The sequence below is a fragment of the Rhizobium sp. RCC_161_2 genome (genome assembly GCF_041355235.1).
Classification (GTDB): domain Bacteria; phylum Pseudomonadota; class Alphaproteobacteria; order Rhizobiales; family Rhizobiaceae; genus Rhizobium.
On the sequence record NZ_JBFUPL010000006.1, the window covers coordinates 344,487 to 364,306 of the forward strand.

Sequence of the window (19,820 nt, forward strand, 5' to 3'; positions counted from 1 at the left end):
GGGGAACAAGATGAACATCCAACTGAAAACCAACACGCCGAAGCGTTCCAAAGCAGTGCGCGCCATCAACTGGAACCGCATCGAAGACGACAAGGATCTGGAGGTCTGGAACCGGCTGACAGGCAACTTCTGGCTGCCGGAAAAGGTGCCACTCTCAAACGACATCCCTTCCTGGGCGACGCTGAAACCCGAGGAGCAGCAGCTTACCATCCGCGTCTTCACCGGCCTGACGCTTCTCGACACGATACAGAACGGCGTCGGTTCGGTGACGCTTATGGCGGATGCGGAGACGTCTCATGAAGAAGCGGTGCTGTCTAACATCTCCTTCATGGAGGCGGTACATGCGCGGTCCTACTCATCGATCTTCTCGACGCTGTGCCAGACGCCGGATGTCGACGACGCCTATCGCTGGTCGGAGGAGAACGAGTTCCTGCAACGCAAATCCGCACTGATCATGGAGCAATATGCCTCCGGCGATCCGCTGAAGAAGAAGGTCGCCAGCGTCTTTCTCGAAAGCTTCCTTTTCTATTCCGGCTTCTATCTGCCGATGTTCTGGTCAAGCCGGGCGAAACTGACGAATACCGCCGACATGATCCGCCTCATCATCCGAGACGAGGCCGTGCACGGCTATTACATTGGCTACAAGTTCCAGAAGGGCCTGGATCGGCTGCCGGAACCGCGCCGGCAGGAGATCAAGGACTTTGCTTTCGACCTGTTGCTCGAGCTCTATGACAATGAGACAAAATACACCGAAGCGCTCTATGACGACGTCGGCCTGTCGGAGGACGTCAAGAAATTCCTGCACTACAATGCCAACAAGGCCCTGATGAACCTCGGTTATGAAGCATTGTTCCCGCCCGAGGCTTGCAAGGTCAATCCGGCGATCCTGTCGGCGCTCTCGCCGAATGCGGACGAGAACCATGACTTCTTCTCAGGCTCGGGATCGTCCTATGTTATCGGCAAAGCGGTGGCGACCGAGGATGAGGATTGGAACTTCTGATTTCATATCTGTCAGTCAGCGAGGACCGCACGACGATTAGGCCTTTGCAGATCAAGGATAAGTTTAACGTGGATTCTGCCAGCCGGCCGCTTCAGCCGCAGTCGGCTGGCGAGTGGCTTTCGCGGTATCCTCGCCAAGGCGATGGTCCGCAGCCAGCTCGACGTCGGGTTGATCTCTTCGGCCCGGACTGAGTTGTTTCATCAAAATTTCCCGACACCCTTGGGTCGTTTCATGAAGTTGTGCGTTTAGCTCAGGAGAAACCGAGCCATCCAGGAGGCTATTATGACCAAGACATTTGATCTATCCGACTTTTCCGAAGAGGAACTCACCTCTATCATCGAAGAGGCAAGGAACTTGCGGGACGTCAGACGCGAGACCCGTGATCGGGAGCTTACAATAGGTAAGGATGGCTCGAAGGGGCAGGATGTGACGGACCCTGAGCACGGCGTCATCCCCACGCCGACACCGCGTGACGTCAAGGATGAAGGTCCGGCGCACGGCGTTCCAAAATAAAGACTGCGAGCGTGCGACGGGGCGGCGGCAAAATCGCGCGCGGGCATATAGCGGATTGGCCGCAACAATTCTCATCCCTTTTGCAGCTTTGGCGACCCCTGGAGGCGTCCGATGAGCGTCGAACTCGCCTGGTTGAGGCCGACCACATCCGCTGAAATGCCATGCGCCTTGAAGCGCTGCACGACTTTATCGAGGGCTGCGACCGCGGTGATATCCCAGAAGTGCGCTTCTGATACGTCGATCAGAACTGTCATGCCGCTCACGTCCTGAATATGGAAGGCTTCGATGAAGACATCCGCGGACGCGAAAAAGACCTGACCCGAAACGCGATATGTCAAACGACCGGCCGAAGCATCCTTTTCGGTTTCCACCCGCAATAGGCGGGCGACCTTGGAGGTGAAGAAAACGCCGCTCAAAAGGACGCCCACGGTCACGCCCAGGGCCAGATTGGTGCTGAATACCGTAACGAGAACGGTCGCGACCATGACTGCACTCGACATTCTGGGATGAATGACGACCGCGCGCAATGACGACCAATCGAACGTGTCGATCGACACCATCACCATGATGGCCGCGAGTGCCGCCACGGGAACCTGAGACACCCATGGTTTCAGCAGGACCATCAGTACCAGCAGAAAGGCCCCCGCAAACAGGGTGGAGAGACGTCCGCGTCCGCCGTATTTCACATTGCTGACGGTCTGGCCGATCATGCCGCAGCCGGCGATCCCGCCGAACAGGCTTGCGGCGGCATTGGCGATGCCGAGGCCCGTGCATTCCCGGTTCCTCGAACTCGGAGTGTTGGTGAGATCGTCAACGACGCTGGCCGTCATCATCGATGCGAGCAGGCCGACCATGGCGATGGCGAGCGCTGGCCCCGCGATGATCCTCAGTGTTTCCAATGTCAACGGAACTGCGGGCCAGCCAAAGACCGGAAGAGAATCCGGCAGTTTCCCAAGGTCGGCGATGGTCATGACCGGGAGCTGGAGGCTTATCGAGGCGATGGTCAGGATGAGAATGCAGATCAACGGCGAGGGGATCGCCCTTGTGACCTTCGGAACCAGATAGATGATTGCCAGGCCAGCGGCCAGCATGGTGTAGGCGATCCAGTCTCCCCCGATGATATGCGGAAGCTGCGCCGCAAAGATCAGGATCGCCAGCGCGTTGACGAAGCCGGTGCGGACAGACTTTGAAACGAACCGCATCAGGACGCCCAGACGCAAGAGCCCGAACAGGATCTGAAAAACGCCCGCCAATAATCCGGCAGCGAAGAGATAAGGCAGCCCGTGTGCGTGGACCAGCGGGGCGGCAACAAGCGCCACCGATCCAGCCGCCGCCGAAATCATCGCGGGGCGGCCGCCCGTAAAGGCGATGACGATGCCGATGACGAATGATGCGAACAGGCCGACCTGCGGGTCGACACCCGCGACAAAGGAAAAGGCGATGACCTCGGGGATCAGCGCGAATGTCGCGACTGCTCCAGCGAGCATTTCGCGCATGGGATTGGCGGACCAATCCCGACGGATGGATGAAAGCTGCATAGGATGAGTTCTCGCAAAGCATGGCGAACACGCTCCGTTGAGCGGTTGTTTGGATGGCATGCAGGTTTTGCGTGGTCTGGCGGATCGGCGGCCAGAAGAGCCACCCGGAGTTTCACCGGGTCCGTGGTGAGTGTATCGCTTATAATCCGCCTTTTTCCCGCATGGCAACATGAATCGCCCGGCCATCGCTGAAGGCCTCTGGGCGCCCGACCCCTTCGATCACATCGTTGCCTAAGAAACGCTCATCTCTTGCGGGATATGCAGGACCAATGCGCCGGATGCATGGGTGGGATGAGGGATTGGCACTGTTTTAAACCGATTGAAATAGCTATATTCCAACCATCGAAACGACGCCGGAGCCGAGCAAGGTTGCTGACGTCATCAAGCCCTCAGGAAAGGGGATTATCATGAACGTAGCACGCTCTTTCAACAATTGGCGCAAGTTCCGTCAGACCGTTAACGAACTCGGCCGCATGTCCAGCCGTGAACTGCAGGACCTCGGCATCGATCGCGCCGACATCCGCAGCGTTGCCCGCGCATCGGTCGCACGCTAACCGCACAGCATCCAGTCTCCAGGACTGCTCGACGCCCGCTGATGACGCGGGCGTTTCTGCGTCGGGATCCCAGTGTGAGGATCGGTTTGATCCTTGCTCGATCGCCAGTCTTTCCGATCTGTATTTCTTGCATAGCTGCAGTGCAGCATAAGGCATAGGAATCGTCCGTGGTCGGTGTATGGTCACAGCCATCGAAGCAATGCACCTCCTCCCGCAGAGCTTCGGAGATCAGACGGCCCACTCCTCCTCCCAGGGACGTCTGTAGGAACGGCGACACTCCTCCTCCCAGTCGCTGTTCGGTTCTTTTCGAAAAGCCTGCCGCACCTCCTCCCGCGGCAGGCTTTTTCGTTTCTGGGGACATTTCGGGCAGTCAGCAGCTGGTACGTGCCCATCGCCGTCATCGGCGTGGGCAGTCTCACGGCTTGCTAATGATTGTGCTGGCGCTTGCTCGATCTGCCGGCGGCCACTGTATCGATGATACCAACGCGATGCCACCGCCAGGGAAGTATCCGCGATTTATCGGTAGATGCGCGACGCGGCGGCATGTTGCGGACACGGCTCATGGCGTTGAGGGCGCTAATATTTCGCTTTGGCAGGTTCCGGCCGTGCTCAAACCTGCTAAAACCCCGTCACCCCACGACCGGGTGATTTGCCAGACCTTCGATATCACTGATGACCCGCCTCTTTCCTAACGTATTCCGCGACCCGACGATCCGGGTGAGCATGCTTGCCATTTTTGCCTTCGGCTTTGCTGGAGCTGCGACATCGCCCTATCAGTCCGTCGTGGGTATTCGCGAACTTGGCCTGAGCAACGGGCTGTATTCGGCGCTGATCTTTTCTGCGGCCGCCGTCAACGTCATCGTCAGCATTCTGCTCGGAAATCTGGCGGACAGGCTGGGTCAATACCGCACGATGATGCTGACGGTCGCCGTTTTCGGCATTCTGGGTTACGGGGCAGTCTATGTCGTTCCGTCGCAGGCGACCTTCATTCTGAGTGCATTGTTTTTCCTGCCGATCTACGGTTCCCTCAATTCGCTGCTGTTTGCCAATGTCCGGGTCGCGACCACGGGGATGGAGCGCAACGAGGTCGCCACGGTCAATTCGGGCGTTCGGGCGATGATTTCGCTATCCTGGGTTCTCGTGCCCGGCATTACCGGCGCGCTGCTTGCAAATTCTCAGAGCATGCTGCCCGCTTATCTTTTTGCGGGTCTGGCCTGTGCGGTCTGCTTTGGACTTATCGCGGTTTTTCTCCCGCGCCAGAATGGCACCGACAAGGCGGCGACGCGCCATCTTTCCTATCTTGCGGCACTCGGCGAGGTCATCTCGCCACCGGTCTTCATGCGCGTGATCGCGGTGGCGCTGATCAGCAGCACGCTTCACGTCAACGGTGCCATTCTGCCCCTCATCGTCACCGGCGCGGCGCATGGGGCCGTCACCGATATCGGCGTGCTCGTGGGGATCGTAGCTCTTCTCGAAGTCATATTCATCGTCATGTGGGGGCGTGCCCAGCGGATCATGAACCATGTCACGGCGCTGGCCATCGGCACCGTCATCTATGTGATTTACCTGCTGCTGCTCGCGTTGGCCTCGGCGCCATGGCATCTCTATGCGCTGACCCTTATCAGCGGGATCGGAGCGGCTGCCCTTATCAGCATTCCCATCACATATCTGCAGGATCTGATTGCCGAGCGCCCCGGGCTTGGCAGCGCGCTCATATCCGTCAACATTTTCCTGAGCGCTGGCCTCAGTGCTCTTCTCTTTGCGATCGGAACGGCTATGAGCAGCTACTCCGGAACAGCGGTTATCGGCGCGGTTGCCGGATTGATCGGCCTCGCCATGCTCCTCTACTTTGATGGCGCCAGACGACGCAAATAGGGAGCAGCTTACCGATCCCGGCGACATGATCCCGCATCAGCGCCGCCCGTCAGACATAGGCGGTTCGCTCTCCGAAGTCGGTGGTCTCGTCGAAATTCGCCGTGCCGATGCGATCGCTTTCGCCGGAGAGCGGCGACTGCGCATTGCTCTGTGACGAACTGGAAGCGGAGGCTGTGCTCGCCTTCGTCGCTTGGCCGGACGCACTCGACTGGGTGCCTGAGGATTTCTGAAGCTTGGCCAGTTTGGCCTCAAGGGCGGTCAGATCCTTTTGAAGCGTGGCAGCTTCGTCCGGGTCTTTCGTGCTGGCGAGCTCCGCCTTCTTCGCCGCGATTTCGGCCTGTAGTTTGGTGGCGTCGTCTGCGGTCGACGAACTCGATGACGTCGATGTGGTGGACGATGTGCCAAACAAGGATGAGGCCGTGGAGGAGGATATTGCGGTAACCATTTTTGACGCTGCCCATTGCTGTATTGTGCGGATGTCCAATTGTGGCAACGGTGAGATTAAACGGACGTAAATGGCCTTTTGCGCACCACTCAGAGCCCGTGGCAGAATGACCCCGAAATAACACGGAAATGCGGGTGCGTTTATTGTGATTTCAGGCGATAAAAGTATATAAAATCAATATTATAAGATTTCTTGCGACGAAGCGCACATCATCTCTGTTCGGACAGGCGGCCTGCGACTGGAAATGTCCGGATAATAAATTCCTTCATGATACCTTTTTTCAGCAATGTTCGGAAATGTCTGCGGCAGGCTTCGGTGCCGATTTATACTCGTTCGGTTGCTTGAGATCACCCGCACTTCCTCGATTGTAATCTCCGCTTGAGATCGGGGAGCCCTCGCAAACGAACTGATTCCCCGGATGCTCCCTCCCAACGGTCTCTCTTTTGACGTCCGCGAGGCCGCCGCAGGCGAGTAAATTTTATACTTGAAATTGTTTTGGTCATAAGTCACAAATCCGTACATGGTTGCGTGCGGTCAGCCGGCACCTATCACCGCGCGTTTCATGGGTTATTTTCAGTCTGCTCGGCCTGGCACCTTTGCCGAGCCCCGCCGTTGCCGCATGTCATATCGAAGGACTTTCAGCCATCCATGCCGCCTTTCTGGGGCGCGTTCTTTGGCCGTTCGCCCCGTCCGCAGAAGACGAGAATAAGGAAGGAACCATGATGAAGACGCATCCGCTGAAAGGTCCCAACCGGCTGAAGCTCGGTGTATTCTCCGCCAATGCCGATGGCGGGCTGGCGATCACCGATGTGCCGGAGCGCTGGGCTGCCGGCTGGCAGGACAATCTCACCGCAGCGCAGATCGCCGACCGCGCCGGCCTGGAGTTCTTCCTGCCGATTGCCCGCTGGCGCGGCTTCGGCGGCAAGAACCGGGTGCGCGAATGGTCGTTCGAGACCTTCACCTGGGCGGCGGCGTTGGCGGCGGCAACCGAGAAGATCGGCCTGTTCATGACCGTGCATGTGCCGCTGGTGCATCCGCTTTATGCCGCCAAGTCCTTGGCGACCGTCGATCACATCAGCCAGGGCCGGGCCGGGCTCAACATTGTCTGCGGCTGGAACCCGAAGGAATTCGGCATGTTCGGTATTCCCCTGGTCGAAAAGGGATACGACCAGGCGGCGGAATGGCTGGAGATTGTCGAAAGGCTCTATGCCGCCGATGAACCCGTCGACTATCCCGGGACCTATTACACCTTGAAGGAGGCCGTCAGCCGTCCGGCGAGCCTGCAGACACCACGGCCGGTGACGATGAACGCCGCCTTTGGTGGTCCAGGGCGGGATTTTGCGGCGGCAAGCTGCGACTATCTCTTCACCACCTTCACCGAGATTGGCGATGCCGGCAAGCATGTTGCGGATATCCGCGAGCGGGCGGAGAAAAAGGGCAGGGACGTGGGTGTCTACACGGTCTGCCATGTCGTCTGCCGCGAGACGCAGCAAGAGGCGGAGGACTATTACACCCGCTATGCCGTCACTCTGGCCGATCATGCCGCCGTCGATCAGCATATGGCCGGCAAGAAGGAATTCTCGCAGTCGCATGACCGCGACGCCTATGATCGCTACCGTCAGCGCTTCGCCGGCGGCGCCGGCAGCTATCCCCTGATAGGCACGCCGGAAAGGATCGCCGAGGAGATGGTCGCGATCTCGGCGCAGGGCTATGCCGGCATCGCCCTGTCCTTCGTCAACTACACGCAGGAGCTGCCCTATTTCTGCGATCGGGTTCTCCCGCTTTTGAAAAGGGCGGGGCTTCGTGTCGGATGAAGAGTGCTATCCACAAGGCTGACGGCTATCTGTTTGCCAATGCAAAAGACGCATGTCAAAATTCCATCTCAGTTTCCAGCCGAGTTTTCCGAAGACAGAACTGATGGCCTTTCCTATGGCTGGCAGGATGGTTGAGAGATGTTCATTATGAGAAGCGATTGACGCATGAAATCCTTGAGACTGGAAACGGAACAGGCCAATCTTGGATATCATGACCTGCCGGGAAGCGGTTTGCCCTTGGTCTTCATTCACGGTCTTGGCGGTGCCTCGTCTTGCGATTATCCGACGGTTGCCGCCGATCCGGCTTTGACGGGTCGCAGGATGCTGCTAGTCGACCTGCTGGGTTCGGGTTTCAGCGACCGTCCTACGGATTTTGGATACACGATCGACCTTCATGCCCGCACCATTGTGCAGCTGGTCGGCCATCTGGGCTTCCAGTCCATCGATCTTTTCGGCCACAGCATGGGCGGCGCTGTCGCAATCGCGGCGGCGCGTCTGCTGGGCAATCGCGTGCAGCATCTTGTCCTGAGCGAGCCCAACCTTGCGCCCGGCGGCGGCATATTCAGCCGAGGCATCGCGGAAACGCCCGAGGCGGATTATGTGGCTCGGGGTCATGACGATCTGGTGCGGAAGTTCGCGGGCGTGGAGGATGGCACCTGGGCGGCCTCTCTTGCGGTCAGTGCGCCCTATGCCGTGCATCGTGGTGCGTCATCGCTCGTCGCGGGCAGCAGCCCGACATGGGGCGAGCAATTATATGCCTTGCCCATGCCGAGGACGCTGATCTTCGGCAGCCGGACCTTGCCCCATCCAGACGCCGAGGGATTGCCCCGGGACGGGGTCAACATAGAGATCGTACCGGACGCGGGTCATTCCATGCCATGGGACAACCCCGTGGGCCTGGCGAGTGCGATCGGCCGGGCGATCGCCTGAGGCTTCACGCCGCGGCAGGGAAGGCGGGTTTCTCTACGGTCCGAATGCCGGCGCGAATTGCAGCGCTCCGCTCGGGATAGGACCTCGAAGGACGAGCCGCTGGATATACCTTGTGTCCAGGCCCTGATAGGTCAGTCGCCCGTCGCTTTCGAAGCCCACGCGGCTGTAGATATCGGGATTGCCGATCAGGGCGCACCCGTTCGCGCCCCTCTCGTTCAGAAGCGCAAGCCCCTTGGCAATGAGCGCCTTACCAATGCCTTGGCGCTGCCTCTCAGGCACAACCGATATCGGGCCGAGCCCGAACCAGCCATTATGCGCGCCATTAATCATTACCGGCGAGAACGCGACATGGCCCAGAATCTTGCTGCTCTCCTCGGCAACGAGCGAGATCGTCAGGTCACCGGCCGCGCGTAACGCCCGGATAATGTCTGCCTCGGTGTCGTCGCTGAAAGGCATCGGCTTGAACGCAGCCCATGTCAGATCATGGATCGCATCCACATCCCCAGGCGTCTCGTGCCGGATAAGCATCTGTGTCAACCCTTCGCGAAGCGGCTCAGGCGCGTTCCGCCCAGATTTTCGAAAGTTCGACGATCGTCTTGACGGCTCTTTCCATGTCCTGCCGGCTGACCCATTCGAGCGGCGAGTGGAAGGCGTGGCCGCCGGCGAAGATATTGGCGCAGGGCAGACCCATGAAAGACAGCCGCGAGCCGTCGGTGCCGCCACGAATACTGCCGCGCACGGGCGTCATGCCGGCACGGCCGACGGCTTCCATGGCGTAATCGACGATCTGCGGATGGCGGTCGAGGATAGTCTTCATATTACGGTATTGCTGCTTGACCTTGAAGGTGTAGGAGGAACCGGGGTAGCCGGCCATCACGTCCTTGACGATTGCCTCAAGCATGACTTCCTTGGTCGTCAGCCCCTCATCGTTGAAATCGCGGACGATGAAACCAAGGAATGCTTTTTCCATCGAGCCGGTCATGCCCGTCGGGTGAATAAAGCCGTCCCGGCCCGCCGTCGTTTCGGGCGCCGTATCCTTGGGCAGGCGGCTGATGATCGTGCCGGCGATCTTGATGGCATTTTCCATCTTGTCCTTGGCGAAACCGGGATGGATGGCGACGCCCTGGATCGAGATCTCGACGCCATCGGCCGAGAAGGTTTCGTCCTCGACATGGCCGGCCGTTTCGCCGTCCATCGTGTAGGCGAACGCGGCGCCGAGCTTTGCCAGATCCACCTTGTCGACCCCACGGCCGATTTCTTCGTCGGTCGTGAACAGGAGCTTGATGGTTCCGTGCTTGATGTCGGGATTGTCGAGGAGGAATTGCGCCGCCGTCACGATCTCGGCCAAGCCTGCCTTATCGTCAGCGCCGAGCAAAGTCGTGCCGTCGGAGGTGATGATGTCGTTGCCGATCTGGTTGCCGAGCTCCGGATTTTCGCTGACGCGGATGATCTGCTGCGGGTCGCCGGGAAGCCGGATGTCGCCGCCGCCATAGTTGCGCACGATCTGCGGCTTCACGTTCGTTCCCGTGAAATCGGGTGCTGTGTCCATGTGCGAGCAGAAGCAGATGGTCGGGACCGGCTTGTCGACGTTCGATGGAATGGTCGCATAGACATAGCCGTGCTCGTCGAGATGCGCGTCGGCAAGGCCGATCGCCAGCAAATCCTCCACCAGGAGACGGCCGAGGTTCTTTTGTTTCTCGGTGGAAGGCTGCGTCGATGAGGCGGGGTCGGATTGGGTGTCGATAACGACGTAACGAAGGAAGCGATCGGTGACAGTGTCGGTCATGAATTCGGTCCAATCTGTGTGCGCCAGCCGTGGACAGCTATAGCGCCCGGCGGCAGAGTCGTGAATCCATTTTCGCTCTGCTGCGGCATTTTGTTGAGGCGGTGATATGCGCTCAGATCGGCATCTGGCGAAGAAGGTATTTCTGGATCTTGCCGGTGGACGTCTTTGGTATTTCCGCAAACACGATGCGCGTTGGGCATTTGAAGCGTGCGATCATTGTTTTGCAGTGGTCTATCAGCTCCTGTTCGGTTGCTTGCCTGCCGGGCTTCAGCTCCACATAGGCAACCGGAGTTTCCCCCCATTTTTCGTGAGCCTTGGCCACGACGGCGGCTGCCGCAACGGCTGGATGCTTGTAAAGCGCGTCCTCAACCTCGATCGATGAAATGTTTTCGCCCCCGGAAATAATGATGTCCTTCGAGCGGTCCTTGATCTGGACATAGCCATCCGGATGCATCACGCCCAGATCGCCCGAGTGGAACCACCCGCCGGCAAAGCACTCGTCATTCGCTGCCGGATTCTTGAGGTAACCTTTCATCACCATGTTGCCCCGAAGCATGACTTCGCCAATGGTCGTTCCATCCGCCGGCACGGGGTTCATGGTTTCGGGATCGATGACGTTGAGTTCGGAGAGAGCGATATAGGCAACGCCCTGCCGTGCTTTCTTGGCAGCCTGCTCAGCTCCGGTAAGGTCATTCCAGGTGGTATTCCACTCGTTGACGACGGCCGGACCATAGGTCTCGGTCAGTCCGTAAAGATGTGTAACCTCGAAGCCTGCATTGGCCATTGCCGCCAAAACCGCCTCTGGTGGGGGTGCGGCGGCCGTATTGAAAACTACCTTCTGGGAAAATGCGCGTCTATCGCTATCCGGCGCATTGACCAGCGAGGACATGACGATGGGCGCGCCACACAGATGCGTAACGCCGTGATCGGCGATGGCATCGAAGATCGGCTTGGCGCGTACCCACCGCAGGCAGACATGCGTGCCGGCCTGAACGGCGACCGTCCAGGTGAAGCACCAGCCATTGGCGTGAAACATCGGCAGCGTCCAGAGATAGACGGGATGTTTGCCCATGCCGGCATGGATGACGTTTCCGAGCGATGCAAGTGCTGCACCGCGATGATGATAGACGGCGCCCTTAGGGTTTCCGGTGGTGCCGGATGTATAGTTCAGGGAAATGGCATCCCACTCGTCATCGGGATCGGCCCATTCGAAAGCCTCGTCACCGCTGGCGCGAAACGCCAGATAATCCACGGTCCCTATTGGCGCGCCCTTCTTATACGGTGCGTCCGACGGAAATTCGGCATCGTCGAAGTCGATCACCAGCGGAGTGACCTTGGCTTTCTCCAGCGCGTGGCGCATGACGTCGGAAAACTCGGTATCCACAATGACGATTTTGGACTCGGCATGGTCGAGCTGGAAGGCGATCGAATCCGCATCAAGCCTGGTGTTGATGGAGTGCAGCACGGCGCCGCCGGCCATCGGTACACCATAATGGGCTTCCAGCATTGGCGGCGTGTTGGACAGCATCACGGTCACCGTATCGCCTTTTCCAATGCCAAGACATGAAAGCGCGGAGGCAAGTTTCCGGCAGTTCTTCCAAAGCTGCGAGTAGCTTAATCGCTGGCTTCCGTGAATAACCGCCGTTTGTTCGGGAAACGTTCGGGCTGCCCGCTCCAGATAGGATATCGGCGTCATCGGGCAATGGTTTGCCGCGCGTCGACCCAGATGGTCGTCATACTTGTTCACTGTTGCGCTCCTCCCAGATTGCAATGAGACTAGACGGCTACCTGTACTCCTCGTGATGCGTTTTGATGGGGATCGTGGCCCCTCCATCCCCGATCATGTCCGACATCTGCGCGTCGGGATCATATCTTCCGCGAGCGTGCGACGATTATATGTTGCGTCAATCTTAGTGATTGCGCCCGCAGCCTTTTAAATCAAGGCTTTTCAATAAGAAGTGCCAAACGCCTTCTGAAATATTCGGAATAGGGCCGAAGTAATCTTTTACGGACGCTCTCCCTCGGAGAGCCTGTGCTCGATATCATCGATCACGGGCAATAGATCCGCGACGGTATCGATGATGTAGTGAGCGCCGCGTGCGCGCAGCACGCCAGCGGCGCGTTGGCGGACGCGGTCGAGTTCGTGCGGGGCAAGTGCTGCGATCTCCTGTTGCGTCATGCCGGCTTCATTGCCGCTGAGCGCGACGCCGACTGTCCAGCAGCCGGCCGCGACCCCTTCGTCGATGCCGACATCTGTGTCGTCGACTTTGACGACCGTATGCGCGGGCCAAACGTTAAGATCAAGAAAGCACTTGTACATGTTCATCGGCGTCGGCCGGCCCTCGGGCAGGTCGCCGGCGCAGACGAGGTTGTCGGCTTCATATCCTTGTGCCTTCGCCAGCGGCAGGAGCCGCTCCATGATTGAGCGGGTATATCCGGTCGTGGAGCCGATCTTCAGGCCTCTTGTGCGCAGTGCCCGGGCCATTTCCGGCGTTCCGGGCACGAGATCGGCAAATTTATGGACGATCTCCTCGTTCATCGGCACGAAGACCTTGTAGATCGCGTCGACATCCGCCGATGTCGGCGCCTTGCCATGGCGGGATGTCCAGGCATCATGAATGCGCGGCTGCTTGAGCATGGCGTCGATATGATCCCATTTCGGCCGTCCCATCGGCTGACGAGCCTCGGCGATCGTCACCTCGATGCCGAACCGGTCGAACACCTCGACGAACACGCCCATCGGGGCGAAGGATCCAAAGTCGATAACCGTGCCTGCCCAATCGAACACAACTGCCTTCAAGCCGCTCATTGCGAAATCTCCTGAAAAACCGAATACGATCCGAAGAGATCGCCAATGACTTGTTCGCCAAGGGCAAAGCCCGTCGATGCGCCCGTTCCCCCCGTCACCATGACGATCCTGACATTGTCAGCCGGCCGATCCACGAGGACGGTGTGCTCCTTGGAAGAGGCGTAGGTGCCGATCCAGCGGTTGACCACCTGCCGGCCCGGCAGATCGAACACACGGTCGAATTCAGCGAGGATGAGATCATCGAGGCGTACTTCCGCGAAGGGCGCCTGAGCGTCCCCATAGACATGGCTGTCACCGACGACCAGTGAATCATCGCCAGATTGCACGGCAATCAGATGAATGCCGGCGGCGCGGCTTTCGGCCTCCTCGGCGTCCAGCCGCTTTGCCAAAGCTTTGGCTTCCGGCAGCGCGGCGAAGCCTTCATAACGGGCAAGGCTCATATCCGACATGACGGCAGCGCCGAAGGGAACTGGCGCGGCGGGCGCCACACGCAGCATCTGCAGGGTGCAGACGGAGAGGGCATGCGGGGCGATCCGTTCCGGATAGAGCGCCGAGAAATCGTCGCCGGGGCAGACGATGGTGGCGTCGGCATGGACGATGCCGCGGCTGGTTTCGATGCGCGATCCTTCGATGGCACGCACTGCCGTATTCCAGCGGAATTCGACATTGTGCTTTGCGGCAAGCCAAAGAGCGAGTTTCGGCAGCGCATCCATGGATTCGACCCGCAGCTCATGCGGGCTGTAGAGGACCGATCTGACCTCGGACAGCCGCAGCGCGGGAACGATGTCTGCCGCCTCTTTCTTGCTGATCATCCGGCAGCCTGCGGCCATCGGCCCCTTCAAGAAAGCCTCCAGAACGTCGGCCGCCTCGTCGCGCCTTGCCGGCAGCAGCGTTCCGCGATGGTGAACGGCAATACCGGCCTCCTCGACCACCTCTGCCCAAATATCCCGGCTTCGCATGGCGCGCGCCCAGTGATCGCCAGCCTTCTGACCGCTGACGGTGATGAAACCGAAATTGCGAATGGAGGCGCCGACCGCCTTGGCGTTGCGCTCGATGACGACGACTTTCTTACCCTGCCGAGACGCCGCCAATGCGACGCCGAGGCCGACAATACCCGCACCGACGACCGCTAGATCATACTCAACCGTCATATTTTAAATCCTTACACCTTGCGACGCTGGCCATCGTTGCCCGGTCATATCCGATCGCAACAGCTAACTTCCCATGGCCGTTGTCGGACAACAGTTGAACCAACCGCAGCCGATTGCGCTATGGGTTCACCATAGCTCATTGTATATGACAATGATATGAATATTTATAATTTATAGGCAAAAACTATAAATTTGCGGGCGGCCTATCTCGGGATTGCGCCATCCGCCGAAGAACCTGATTCTTTCGCCACCTCGAAGAAGGCATTGACTGTGGAATGGTTACGGCACTCCGGCAAGGCGATCAGATAATGTCCGATTGCCAACTCGGGCTCGACAAGCGGTGCGACATCGATATGTTCGTCAGCGCGAACCTCGCCCTCGATGGAAATGGCAAGGCCTATCCCCGCCGCTGCCGCAGCGTAAGCGACATCAAGGGTTGCGACTTCCAGAACCGGTTTCAGTTCCACACCGTATTTATTGGCCGCTTCCTCGATCACCGTCCGGGTTCCGGAAGCGCGATTCCAGAGGACCATATCCTGTCCATCCAGATCCTTAAGCTTCAACTGCCCCTTCTTCAAAAGCGGGTGATCTTTGCGGCCATAAATGGCGACCCGCGAGTCAAACAGTTTGAAGGATGCGAACCGTTTGTCCGGTACGGCCTGGGAAATCGTGGCGACGTCCAGTTCGCCTGACAAGACTGCGTCCGCCAGTTCCAGCGATGGTCCGCCATGCGTCGTCAGGCGCAGCCCGGGGTATTTGCGCACGAATGCCGTCAGCGTCGGCATGATAAGGCGGTGCGCACTGAAGCCGACCGAAAGAAGCCCGCTCTTCAGGGCCGTCTTGTCCGTTATGGCCATGTCGACTTCGTCGACGCATTTCAGCGCAATCTTGATCTTGGCGATGAGATCGACGGCTGCCGGGGCGACATGAATGGTGTGTCCGTCGCGAATAAAGACGCGTGTCCCGCAAAGCTCCTCGAATGACTGGATTTGCGTGGAGACCGACGGCTGACTGATTCCCAGGGCTTCGGCGGCCCGGGAAAACTTGCCCGTTCGCGCAAGAGCGTCAACGGCTCTCATTTGAGAAAGGGTCGGGGACGCCATGCTCGATATTCTCCATCGTTCGCTTCGCGGCAACACACCTCTTAGATGAGCCGCCTAGCCGAAGCAAACAATCCGTGTTGGAGGCTTTGCCTGGCTTCTGGGATCACCGGTCCCCCGGCTCAGCGCAACATCGCCTTCGTCGACAGTCGCGACAACGCGAGAAGGACAATTAGTGTCGCCGCACCGAGGATCATCGTCAGCGTTGCCGCATCGAAGATCGCTCCGCGATCGGAGAGCGCAAAGATATTGACCGGCAACGTCACCCAGCCCGGTGGATAGACCATCACCGTTGCGCCCAGTTCGCCCATCGACATCGCGAAACTAAGGCTGAAGGCGGCAACCAGATAGGGCATGAGGAGCGGCAAGGTTACCCGGCGAAGCTTGTAGAAGGGCCGCGCGCCGAGGCTTTCGGCAATCTGTTCGCAATCGTTCGGCAGGCGCGACAGACCCGCTGTGACATTGCCGTATGTAAATGCGGATATCAGTACGAAATGCGCGATCAGCACGATCAGCCATGTGCCGTTCAGCAGCAAAGGCCGATGGCTGAAGGCAACCAGCAGGCCAAGTCCGATCGATACGGACGGCACCGCGCTTGGAATGAAGAAGAACAGGTCCAGCAGCCGCTTCGGCAGCGGCTTGAGCTCGCGCAACGCAAGTGCCGCCCAGGTGCCGCTCACCAGCGCTGCGGCGCTTGCGATGACGCCGGTCCAGATGCTTGATTTCAGGTTGTTGAAGGAATCGCTCCTGAAAGCGTTTGCATAGTGCGCCAGCGTCAGATGGCTTGGCAGTATGTCGTTCCACTGGCCGCTGATGCTCGCAAGCGCGATCACGGCGACTGGCAGGCCATAGATGACGAGGAACAGCGGTACGGCCACCGCCCAGACGGCAAATCGCCCTGTTTTAGACCACACCAGCACGACCGGCTCCTAAATGCGCTATTGCGACGCGATAGAGACTATAAAGACCCAGCGAGAGAACGATATTGACGACGGCGATGACGCAGGCGGTCGTATAATCGAATTCCTGGATGGCTTTCCCATAGATCAGCAGCGGCAGGGTGATCACGCCCTTGGCGCCGATGAAGAGCACGATGCCGAACTCGTTGACTGTCAGGAGCAGACAAAGGCTGCCACCGGCGACGAGTGCCGGAAGTGCTGCGGGTAAAATGATCTGTCGGACGATGCGCCAGGGCCTTGCGCCGAGACTGCTTGCCACTTCGATCTGTGCCTGATCGATCAGCGAGAACGATGCCAGGAGCGGGCGCATGACGAAAGGCGTATAAACCGTCGCTTCCGCAAGGATGACACCCCATTGCGAATAGAGAAAATCAAGCGGCGGCAGATCGGTATGCATCAACCTCATCAGAGATTCATTGAGGAGGCCCGCCGATCCGTAAATGAAGGTGAAGGCGAGCGTGACGAGGAAGGTCGGTAGGGCGACAAAGGTATCGATCAGTCGGCTCGCCAGTTTTGCGCCGGGAAATGGGACGAAGGCGATCACGAGCGAGAAGACGAAACCGAGGAGGAGACAACCGGCCGTGGCGCCGATGGCAATGACGATGGTGTGGAGGAGCCCGTCACGAAATTCGTGCGAGCCGAGCACCTCGGCGAAAGCGGCCGATGACAGAACATCGCCGTCGCCAAGGGATTGGCGCACGATCAGTCCCAGGGGATAGAGGAACAGCAATGCCAGCAGCAGCAGCGGCGGGGCGATCCAGAACCGACCCCATTTCATCCTGGGCGCGGGCGCCGTGGCAGCGAGGTCAGCCATGCCTGCTGTCCTCCGGCACGAGCGTCACATCGGCGGCGGAAAAATGCACTTCGAGCGAAGCGCCCGGTTGCGGTGGCTCGCTCATCGGCATGGAGGTCATCCGTAATTCGTGACCGCCGACGTCGAAGGTAATGTTGTGGACGTCGCCCTGCCACTGGACGCTGCGTACGACGCCCGTCAGCGAGTTTGAATCGTCGTGAGTTCGTTGAAGCTTGAAATCGTGCGGACGGACGCAGAGCAGGCAATCACTGCCCTGGGGCACGCCATGATGATTTTGTGCCGACAATGCAGCATTGCCGAACTCGACCCGCGCCCGATTGCTGTCAATCGTTTTCAACCCGCTCACCGGAAGCAGATTGGCGCGTCCCAGAAATTCGGCGGCGAAGCGGTTCGGGGGGTGGCGAAACAGCGACTGCGTGTCGCCGAAAGCCCGGAGCTTGCCGTCGCGCATGATGCCGATATGGTTGGCGAGCGTCAGCGCCTCGGACTGATCGTGTGTCACATAGAGAACGGTCAGCGCCGGCAGATCGCGATGCAGCTTGGCGATCTCGTCGACCATCGAACGGCGGATCTGCGCGTCGAGCGCCGAAAGGGGCTCGTCGAGAAGCAGCACCTGTGGCCGGATCGCGATCGCCCGGGCAATGGCGACGCGTTGCTGCTGGCCGCCGGACAACTCTCGTGGATAGCGCTTGGCGTAGGCCGCCATGCCGACCATCGCCAGGGATTCCGGCACGCGCGACCGGATGACGTCCTCCGGCAGGCGACGCGCACGAAGCCCGAATGCCACGTTCTCCTCCACGCGCAAATGCGGGAACAGGGCGTAGTTCTGGACGACCATGCCGATATTGCGATCATAGGGAGCCAGATGTGTAACGTCCCGGTCGCCGATGGTGATGCGTCCGCCGGACGGGCGCACAAAGCCGGCGACCGTCCGCAAAGCCGTCGTCTTGCCCGATCCCGAGGGACCGATCAAGGCGACGATTTCGCCCGGATTAACGGTCAAGGTCAGGGAATCGAGCACCACGAGGCTGCCATAGGCAACCGATACGTTCTCGAAACCGATCCGGCTGCCGCCCTGCGTCCCGGGTGCAGCCGTGGTGGCTGCACCCTTCTTTCCTGCCAATACCGTGGTCGAGGACATATCAGCTCCCCGATACCGCTTGCTTATAGTCGGCGATGTCCTGCTTCAGATCGGTCAGAACCTTGGTCCAATCCGGCGACCAGATCTCCACACCTTCCATGATGGCATGGAGCTTGGCGAAATTCTCGTCGGTCGGATGGATATCGGTACGTACCGGCAGGCCTTGTGCGACGGCACTCACGTCTTTCTGGGCTTCCGCCGTCAGCAGAAAGTCGATCAGCTTCTTGCCATTATCGCTGTCCGGCGCGCCGGCGACCAGCGCGATATAATAAGGCAGGGAGAATGCCGTCTTCTTGCCGTCCGGACCGGTCGGGAAGAATATCTTGATGTTCGGATTGTCAGCCTGTTGCGCCAGGTTCATCTGGAGATCGCCGTTGGCAACATAGAGTTCGCCCTTATTGACGAGCGCCGTGAGCTTGCCGGTCGAGGCCGAAGGGCCGAGATTGTTCACCTGAAGCTTCTTCAAATAGGCAAGGCCATCATCCTTGCCGCCAAACGCGTGGAATGCCTGCAGCATCAGCGCCGTACCGTCGCCGGCCTGGCCGGGCGTCGAATACTGGACTTTCTGCTTGAATTTCGGATCGAGCAGATCGCTGTAGGCCGTGGGTGCGGTCTTCAGGACCGAGGCATTATAGATGAAATTGGGATAGTTATTGACGAGTGCGACGTAGAAGCCCTTCGGATCCTTGTCGCGAGCATCGATCTTGTCGGCGCCGGCTGGCGTATAGGCCTGAAGCAGGCCGTCGGCAGCTGCCTTTTGCACGAAGGGAGGGAGCGTAACGAGAACATCCGCCTGCGTGTTGGACTTTTCCTTCGCCAAGCGATCGACAACGCCGCTCGAGCCGCCTTCGACATATTGCACCTTGATGCCGGTTGCTTTCGTGAAGGCGTCGAACTCGTTGCCAAACCAGCTCGGCGTTCCGTCATGAAGTCCGTCCGCGCTGTAGATGGTGACGACATTATCCGCCGCCATCGCCGGCAGCGCCGCTGCCGCCACAACGCTTGCAGCCAACAATATAGATCTTGCTGTCATGATCTTTCCCTCTTGTTGAATTGCGCGGACCCTCCCGCGGGTTCGCGATCTTTCCGGCCCTGCTCTCGTGCTTGGGAGATCCCTTTAAGAAGGGTACGGTGAGCAGAATTATAGGAAATACCTATTTCATTTTTATGACAATAGCCTTTGCCTATTATTTTAAGGCCAAGGCGGGAGAACGTCGGTCTGAGTGCGTCCCTAAATGGGAAGCATTTGCCAGCCGCGAAAAAGCATCCAAGGATAACGCGATCGAGAGGAGATTAAGTTATTGAAATAATATGAATTTCCAGAACCGCAGAGGTCACGACCGGTGCCGGTCGTGACCTCTGGATGTTCCAATTTTGCTGTCAATTTCAAA

General features: G+C 59.0%; 19 protein-coding genes, 1 pseudogene and 1 other annotated feature. Of the genes and pseudogenes, 7 read left to right on the forward strand and 13 right to left on the reverse strand.

Annotation, left to right across the window (positions count from 1 at the left end; translation table 11 throughout):
* Window positions 1–10 precede the first annotated feature (10 nt).
* On the forward strand, window positions 11–1,000 hold the full coding sequence (gene nrdF, locus AB6803_RS18150) for a class 1b ribonucleoside-diphosphate reductase subunit beta (protein WP_371110189.1): 990 nt from the start codon (window positions 11–13) through the stop codon (window positions 998–1,000).
* A 63-nt stretch (window positions 1,001–1,063) separates the two neighbouring features.
* Here nrdF and AB6803_RS18155 read toward each other — a convergent pair whose 3' ends face one another.
* On the reverse strand, window positions 1,064–1,201 hold the full coding sequence (locus AB6803_RS18155) for a hypothetical protein (protein ID WP_371110190.1): 138 nt from the start codon (window positions 1,199–1,201) through the stop codon (window positions 1,064–1,066).
* An 81-nt stretch (window positions 1,202–1,282) separates the two neighbouring features.
* Between AB6803_RS18155 and AB6803_RS18160 the strand changes: the two genes are divergently transcribed.
* Window positions 1,283–1,513, forward strand: coding sequence for a hypothetical protein (locus AB6803_RS18160; protein WP_371110191.1), 231 nt, complete (start codon window positions 1,283–1,285; stop codon window positions 1,511–1,513).
* A gap of 71 nt (window positions 1,514–1,584) precedes the next feature.
* On the opposite strand, the gene AB6803_RS18165 is transcribed toward AB6803_RS18160, so the two are convergent.
* Window positions 1,585–3,051 (reverse strand): SulP family inorganic anion transporter, encoded by a 1,467-nt coding sequence (locus AB6803_RS18165; RefSeq protein WP_371110192.1) that lies wholly within the window; start codon window positions 3,049–3,051, stop codon window positions 1,585–1,587.
* Window positions 3,052–3,121: 70 nt separating this feature from the next.
* Window positions 3,122–3,177 (reverse strand) — a sequence feature (sul1 is cis-regulatory element that is thought to sense ions involved in sulfur or methionine metabolism; They are found in Alphaproteobacteria).
* A 281-nt stretch (window positions 3,178–3,458) separates the two neighbouring features.
* Here AB6803_RS18165 and AB6803_RS18170 point away from each other — a divergent pair.
* Together AB6803_RS18170 and AB6803_RS18175 are read left to right on the forward strand one after the other, a co-directional pair.
* On the forward strand, window positions 3,459–3,605 hold the full coding sequence (locus tag AB6803_RS18170) for a DUF1127 domain-containing protein (protein ID WP_007690640.1): 147 nt from the start codon (window positions 3,459–3,461) through the stop codon (window positions 3,603–3,605).
* Between the two features lie 672 nt (window positions 3,606–4,277).
* Complete coding sequence (locus AB6803_RS18175) at window positions 4,278–5,480, forward strand: MFS transporter (protein ID WP_371110193.1); 1,203 nt, start codon at window positions 4,278–4,280, stop codon at window positions 5,478–5,480.
* A gap of 49 nt (window positions 5,481–5,529) precedes the next feature.
* Here AB6803_RS18175 and AB6803_RS18180 read toward each other — a convergent pair whose 3' ends face one another.
* A complete protein-coding gene (locus AB6803_RS18180) occupies window positions 5,530–5,925 on the reverse strand; it encodes a hypothetical protein (protein ID WP_371110194.1) in 396 nt (131 codons plus the stop codon).
* A 719-nt stretch (window positions 5,926–6,644) separates the two neighbouring features.
* Here AB6803_RS18180 and AB6803_RS18185 point away from each other — a divergent pair.
* From AB6803_RS18185 to AB6803_RS18195, 3 genes and pseudogenes are all read left to right on the forward strand, one after another.
* Window positions 6,645–7,739: an LLM class flavin-dependent oxidoreductase gene (locus AB6803_RS18185; protein ID WP_371110195.1), complete on the forward strand. Its 1,095-nt coding sequence runs from the start codon at window positions 6,645–6,647 to the stop codon at window positions 7,737–7,739.
* A gap of 5 nt (window positions 7,740–7,744) precedes the next feature.
* Window positions 7,745–7,843, forward strand: a pseudogene (locus AB6803_RS18190) (VOC family protein); the annotation flags it as partial.
* Between the two features lie 61 nt (window positions 7,844–7,904).
* The gene (locus tag AB6803_RS18195) at window positions 7,905–8,669 is read left to right on the forward strand and encodes an alpha/beta fold hydrolase (RefSeq protein WP_371110196.1); all 765 of its coding nucleotides are present in this window, start codon (window positions 7,905–7,907) and stop codon (window positions 8,667–8,669) included.
* A 33-nt stretch (window positions 8,670–8,702) separates the two neighbouring features.
* Here AB6803_RS18195 and AB6803_RS18200 read toward each other — a convergent pair whose 3' ends face one another.
* From AB6803_RS18200 to AB6803_RS18245, 10 genes are all read right to left on the reverse strand, one after another.
* Window positions 8,703–9,197: a GNAT family N-acetyltransferase gene (locus AB6803_RS18200; protein ID WP_371110197.1), complete on the reverse strand. Its 495-nt coding sequence runs from the start codon at window positions 9,195–9,197 to the stop codon at window positions 8,703–8,705.
* A gap of 25 nt (window positions 9,198–9,222) precedes the next feature.
* Window positions 9,223–10,455: a peptidase T gene (gene pepT / locus AB6803_RS18205; protein WP_371110198.1), complete on the reverse strand. Its 1,233-nt coding sequence runs from the start codon at window positions 10,453–10,455 to the stop codon at window positions 9,223–9,225.
* A gap of 112 nt (window positions 10,456–10,567) precedes the next feature.
* Window positions 10,568–12,202 carry an acyl-CoA synthetase gene (locus AB6803_RS18210; protein ID WP_371110199.1) on the reverse strand — a complete coding sequence of 545 codons (1,635 nt, stop codon included), beginning with the start codon at window positions 12,200–12,202 and terminating at the stop codon, window positions 10,568–10,570.
* 258 nt (window positions 12,203–12,460) lie between these two features.
* Window positions 12,461–13,264 carry a phosphonoacetaldehyde hydrolase gene (gene phnX / locus AB6803_RS18215; RefSeq protein ID WP_371110200.1) on the reverse strand — a complete coding sequence of 268 codons (804 nt, stop codon included), beginning with the start codon at window positions 13,262–13,264 and terminating at the stop codon, window positions 12,461–12,463.
* Window positions 13,261–14,415 carry a TIGR03364 family FAD-dependent oxidoreductase gene (locus tag AB6803_RS18220; protein WP_371110201.1) on the reverse strand — a complete coding sequence of 385 codons (1,155 nt, stop codon included), beginning with the start codon at window positions 14,413–14,415 and terminating at the stop codon, window positions 13,261–13,263. Before AB6803_RS18220 ends, phnX begins: the two co-directional genes overlap by 4 nt.
* Window positions 14,416–14,618: 203 nt before the next feature.
* A complete protein-coding gene (locus AB6803_RS18225; RefSeq protein WP_371110202.1) occupies window positions 14,619–15,518 on the reverse strand; it encodes a LysR substrate-binding domain-containing protein in 900 nt (299 codons plus the stop codon).
* Window positions 15,519–15,637: 119 nt separating this feature from the next.
* Complete coding sequence (locus AB6803_RS18230; RefSeq protein ID WP_371110203.1) at window positions 15,638–16,435, reverse strand: ABC transporter permease subunit; 798 nt, start codon at window positions 16,433–16,435, stop codon at window positions 15,638–15,640.
* Complete coding sequence (locus AB6803_RS18235) at window positions 16,419–17,288, reverse strand: 2-aminoethylphosphonate ABC transporter permease subunit (protein ID WP_371110204.1); 870 nt, start codon at window positions 17,286–17,288, stop codon at window positions 16,419–16,421. The genes AB6803_RS18230 and AB6803_RS18235 overlap by 17 nt, the downstream gene beginning before the upstream one ends.
* Complete coding sequence (locus tag AB6803_RS18240; RefSeq protein ID WP_371110205.1) at window positions 17,281–18,429, reverse strand: ABC transporter ATP-binding protein; 1,149 nt, start codon at window positions 18,427–18,429, stop codon at window positions 17,281–17,283. Before AB6803_RS18240 ends, AB6803_RS18235 begins: the two co-directional genes overlap by 8 nt.
* 1 nt (window position 18,430) lies before the next feature.
* Complete coding sequence (locus tag AB6803_RS18245) at window positions 18,431–19,462, reverse strand: 2-aminoethylphosphonate ABC transporter substrate-binding protein (protein ID WP_371110206.1); 1,032 nt, start codon at window positions 19,460–19,462, stop codon at window positions 18,431–18,433.
* Between the last annotated feature and the right edge of the window lie 358 nt (window positions 19,463–19,820).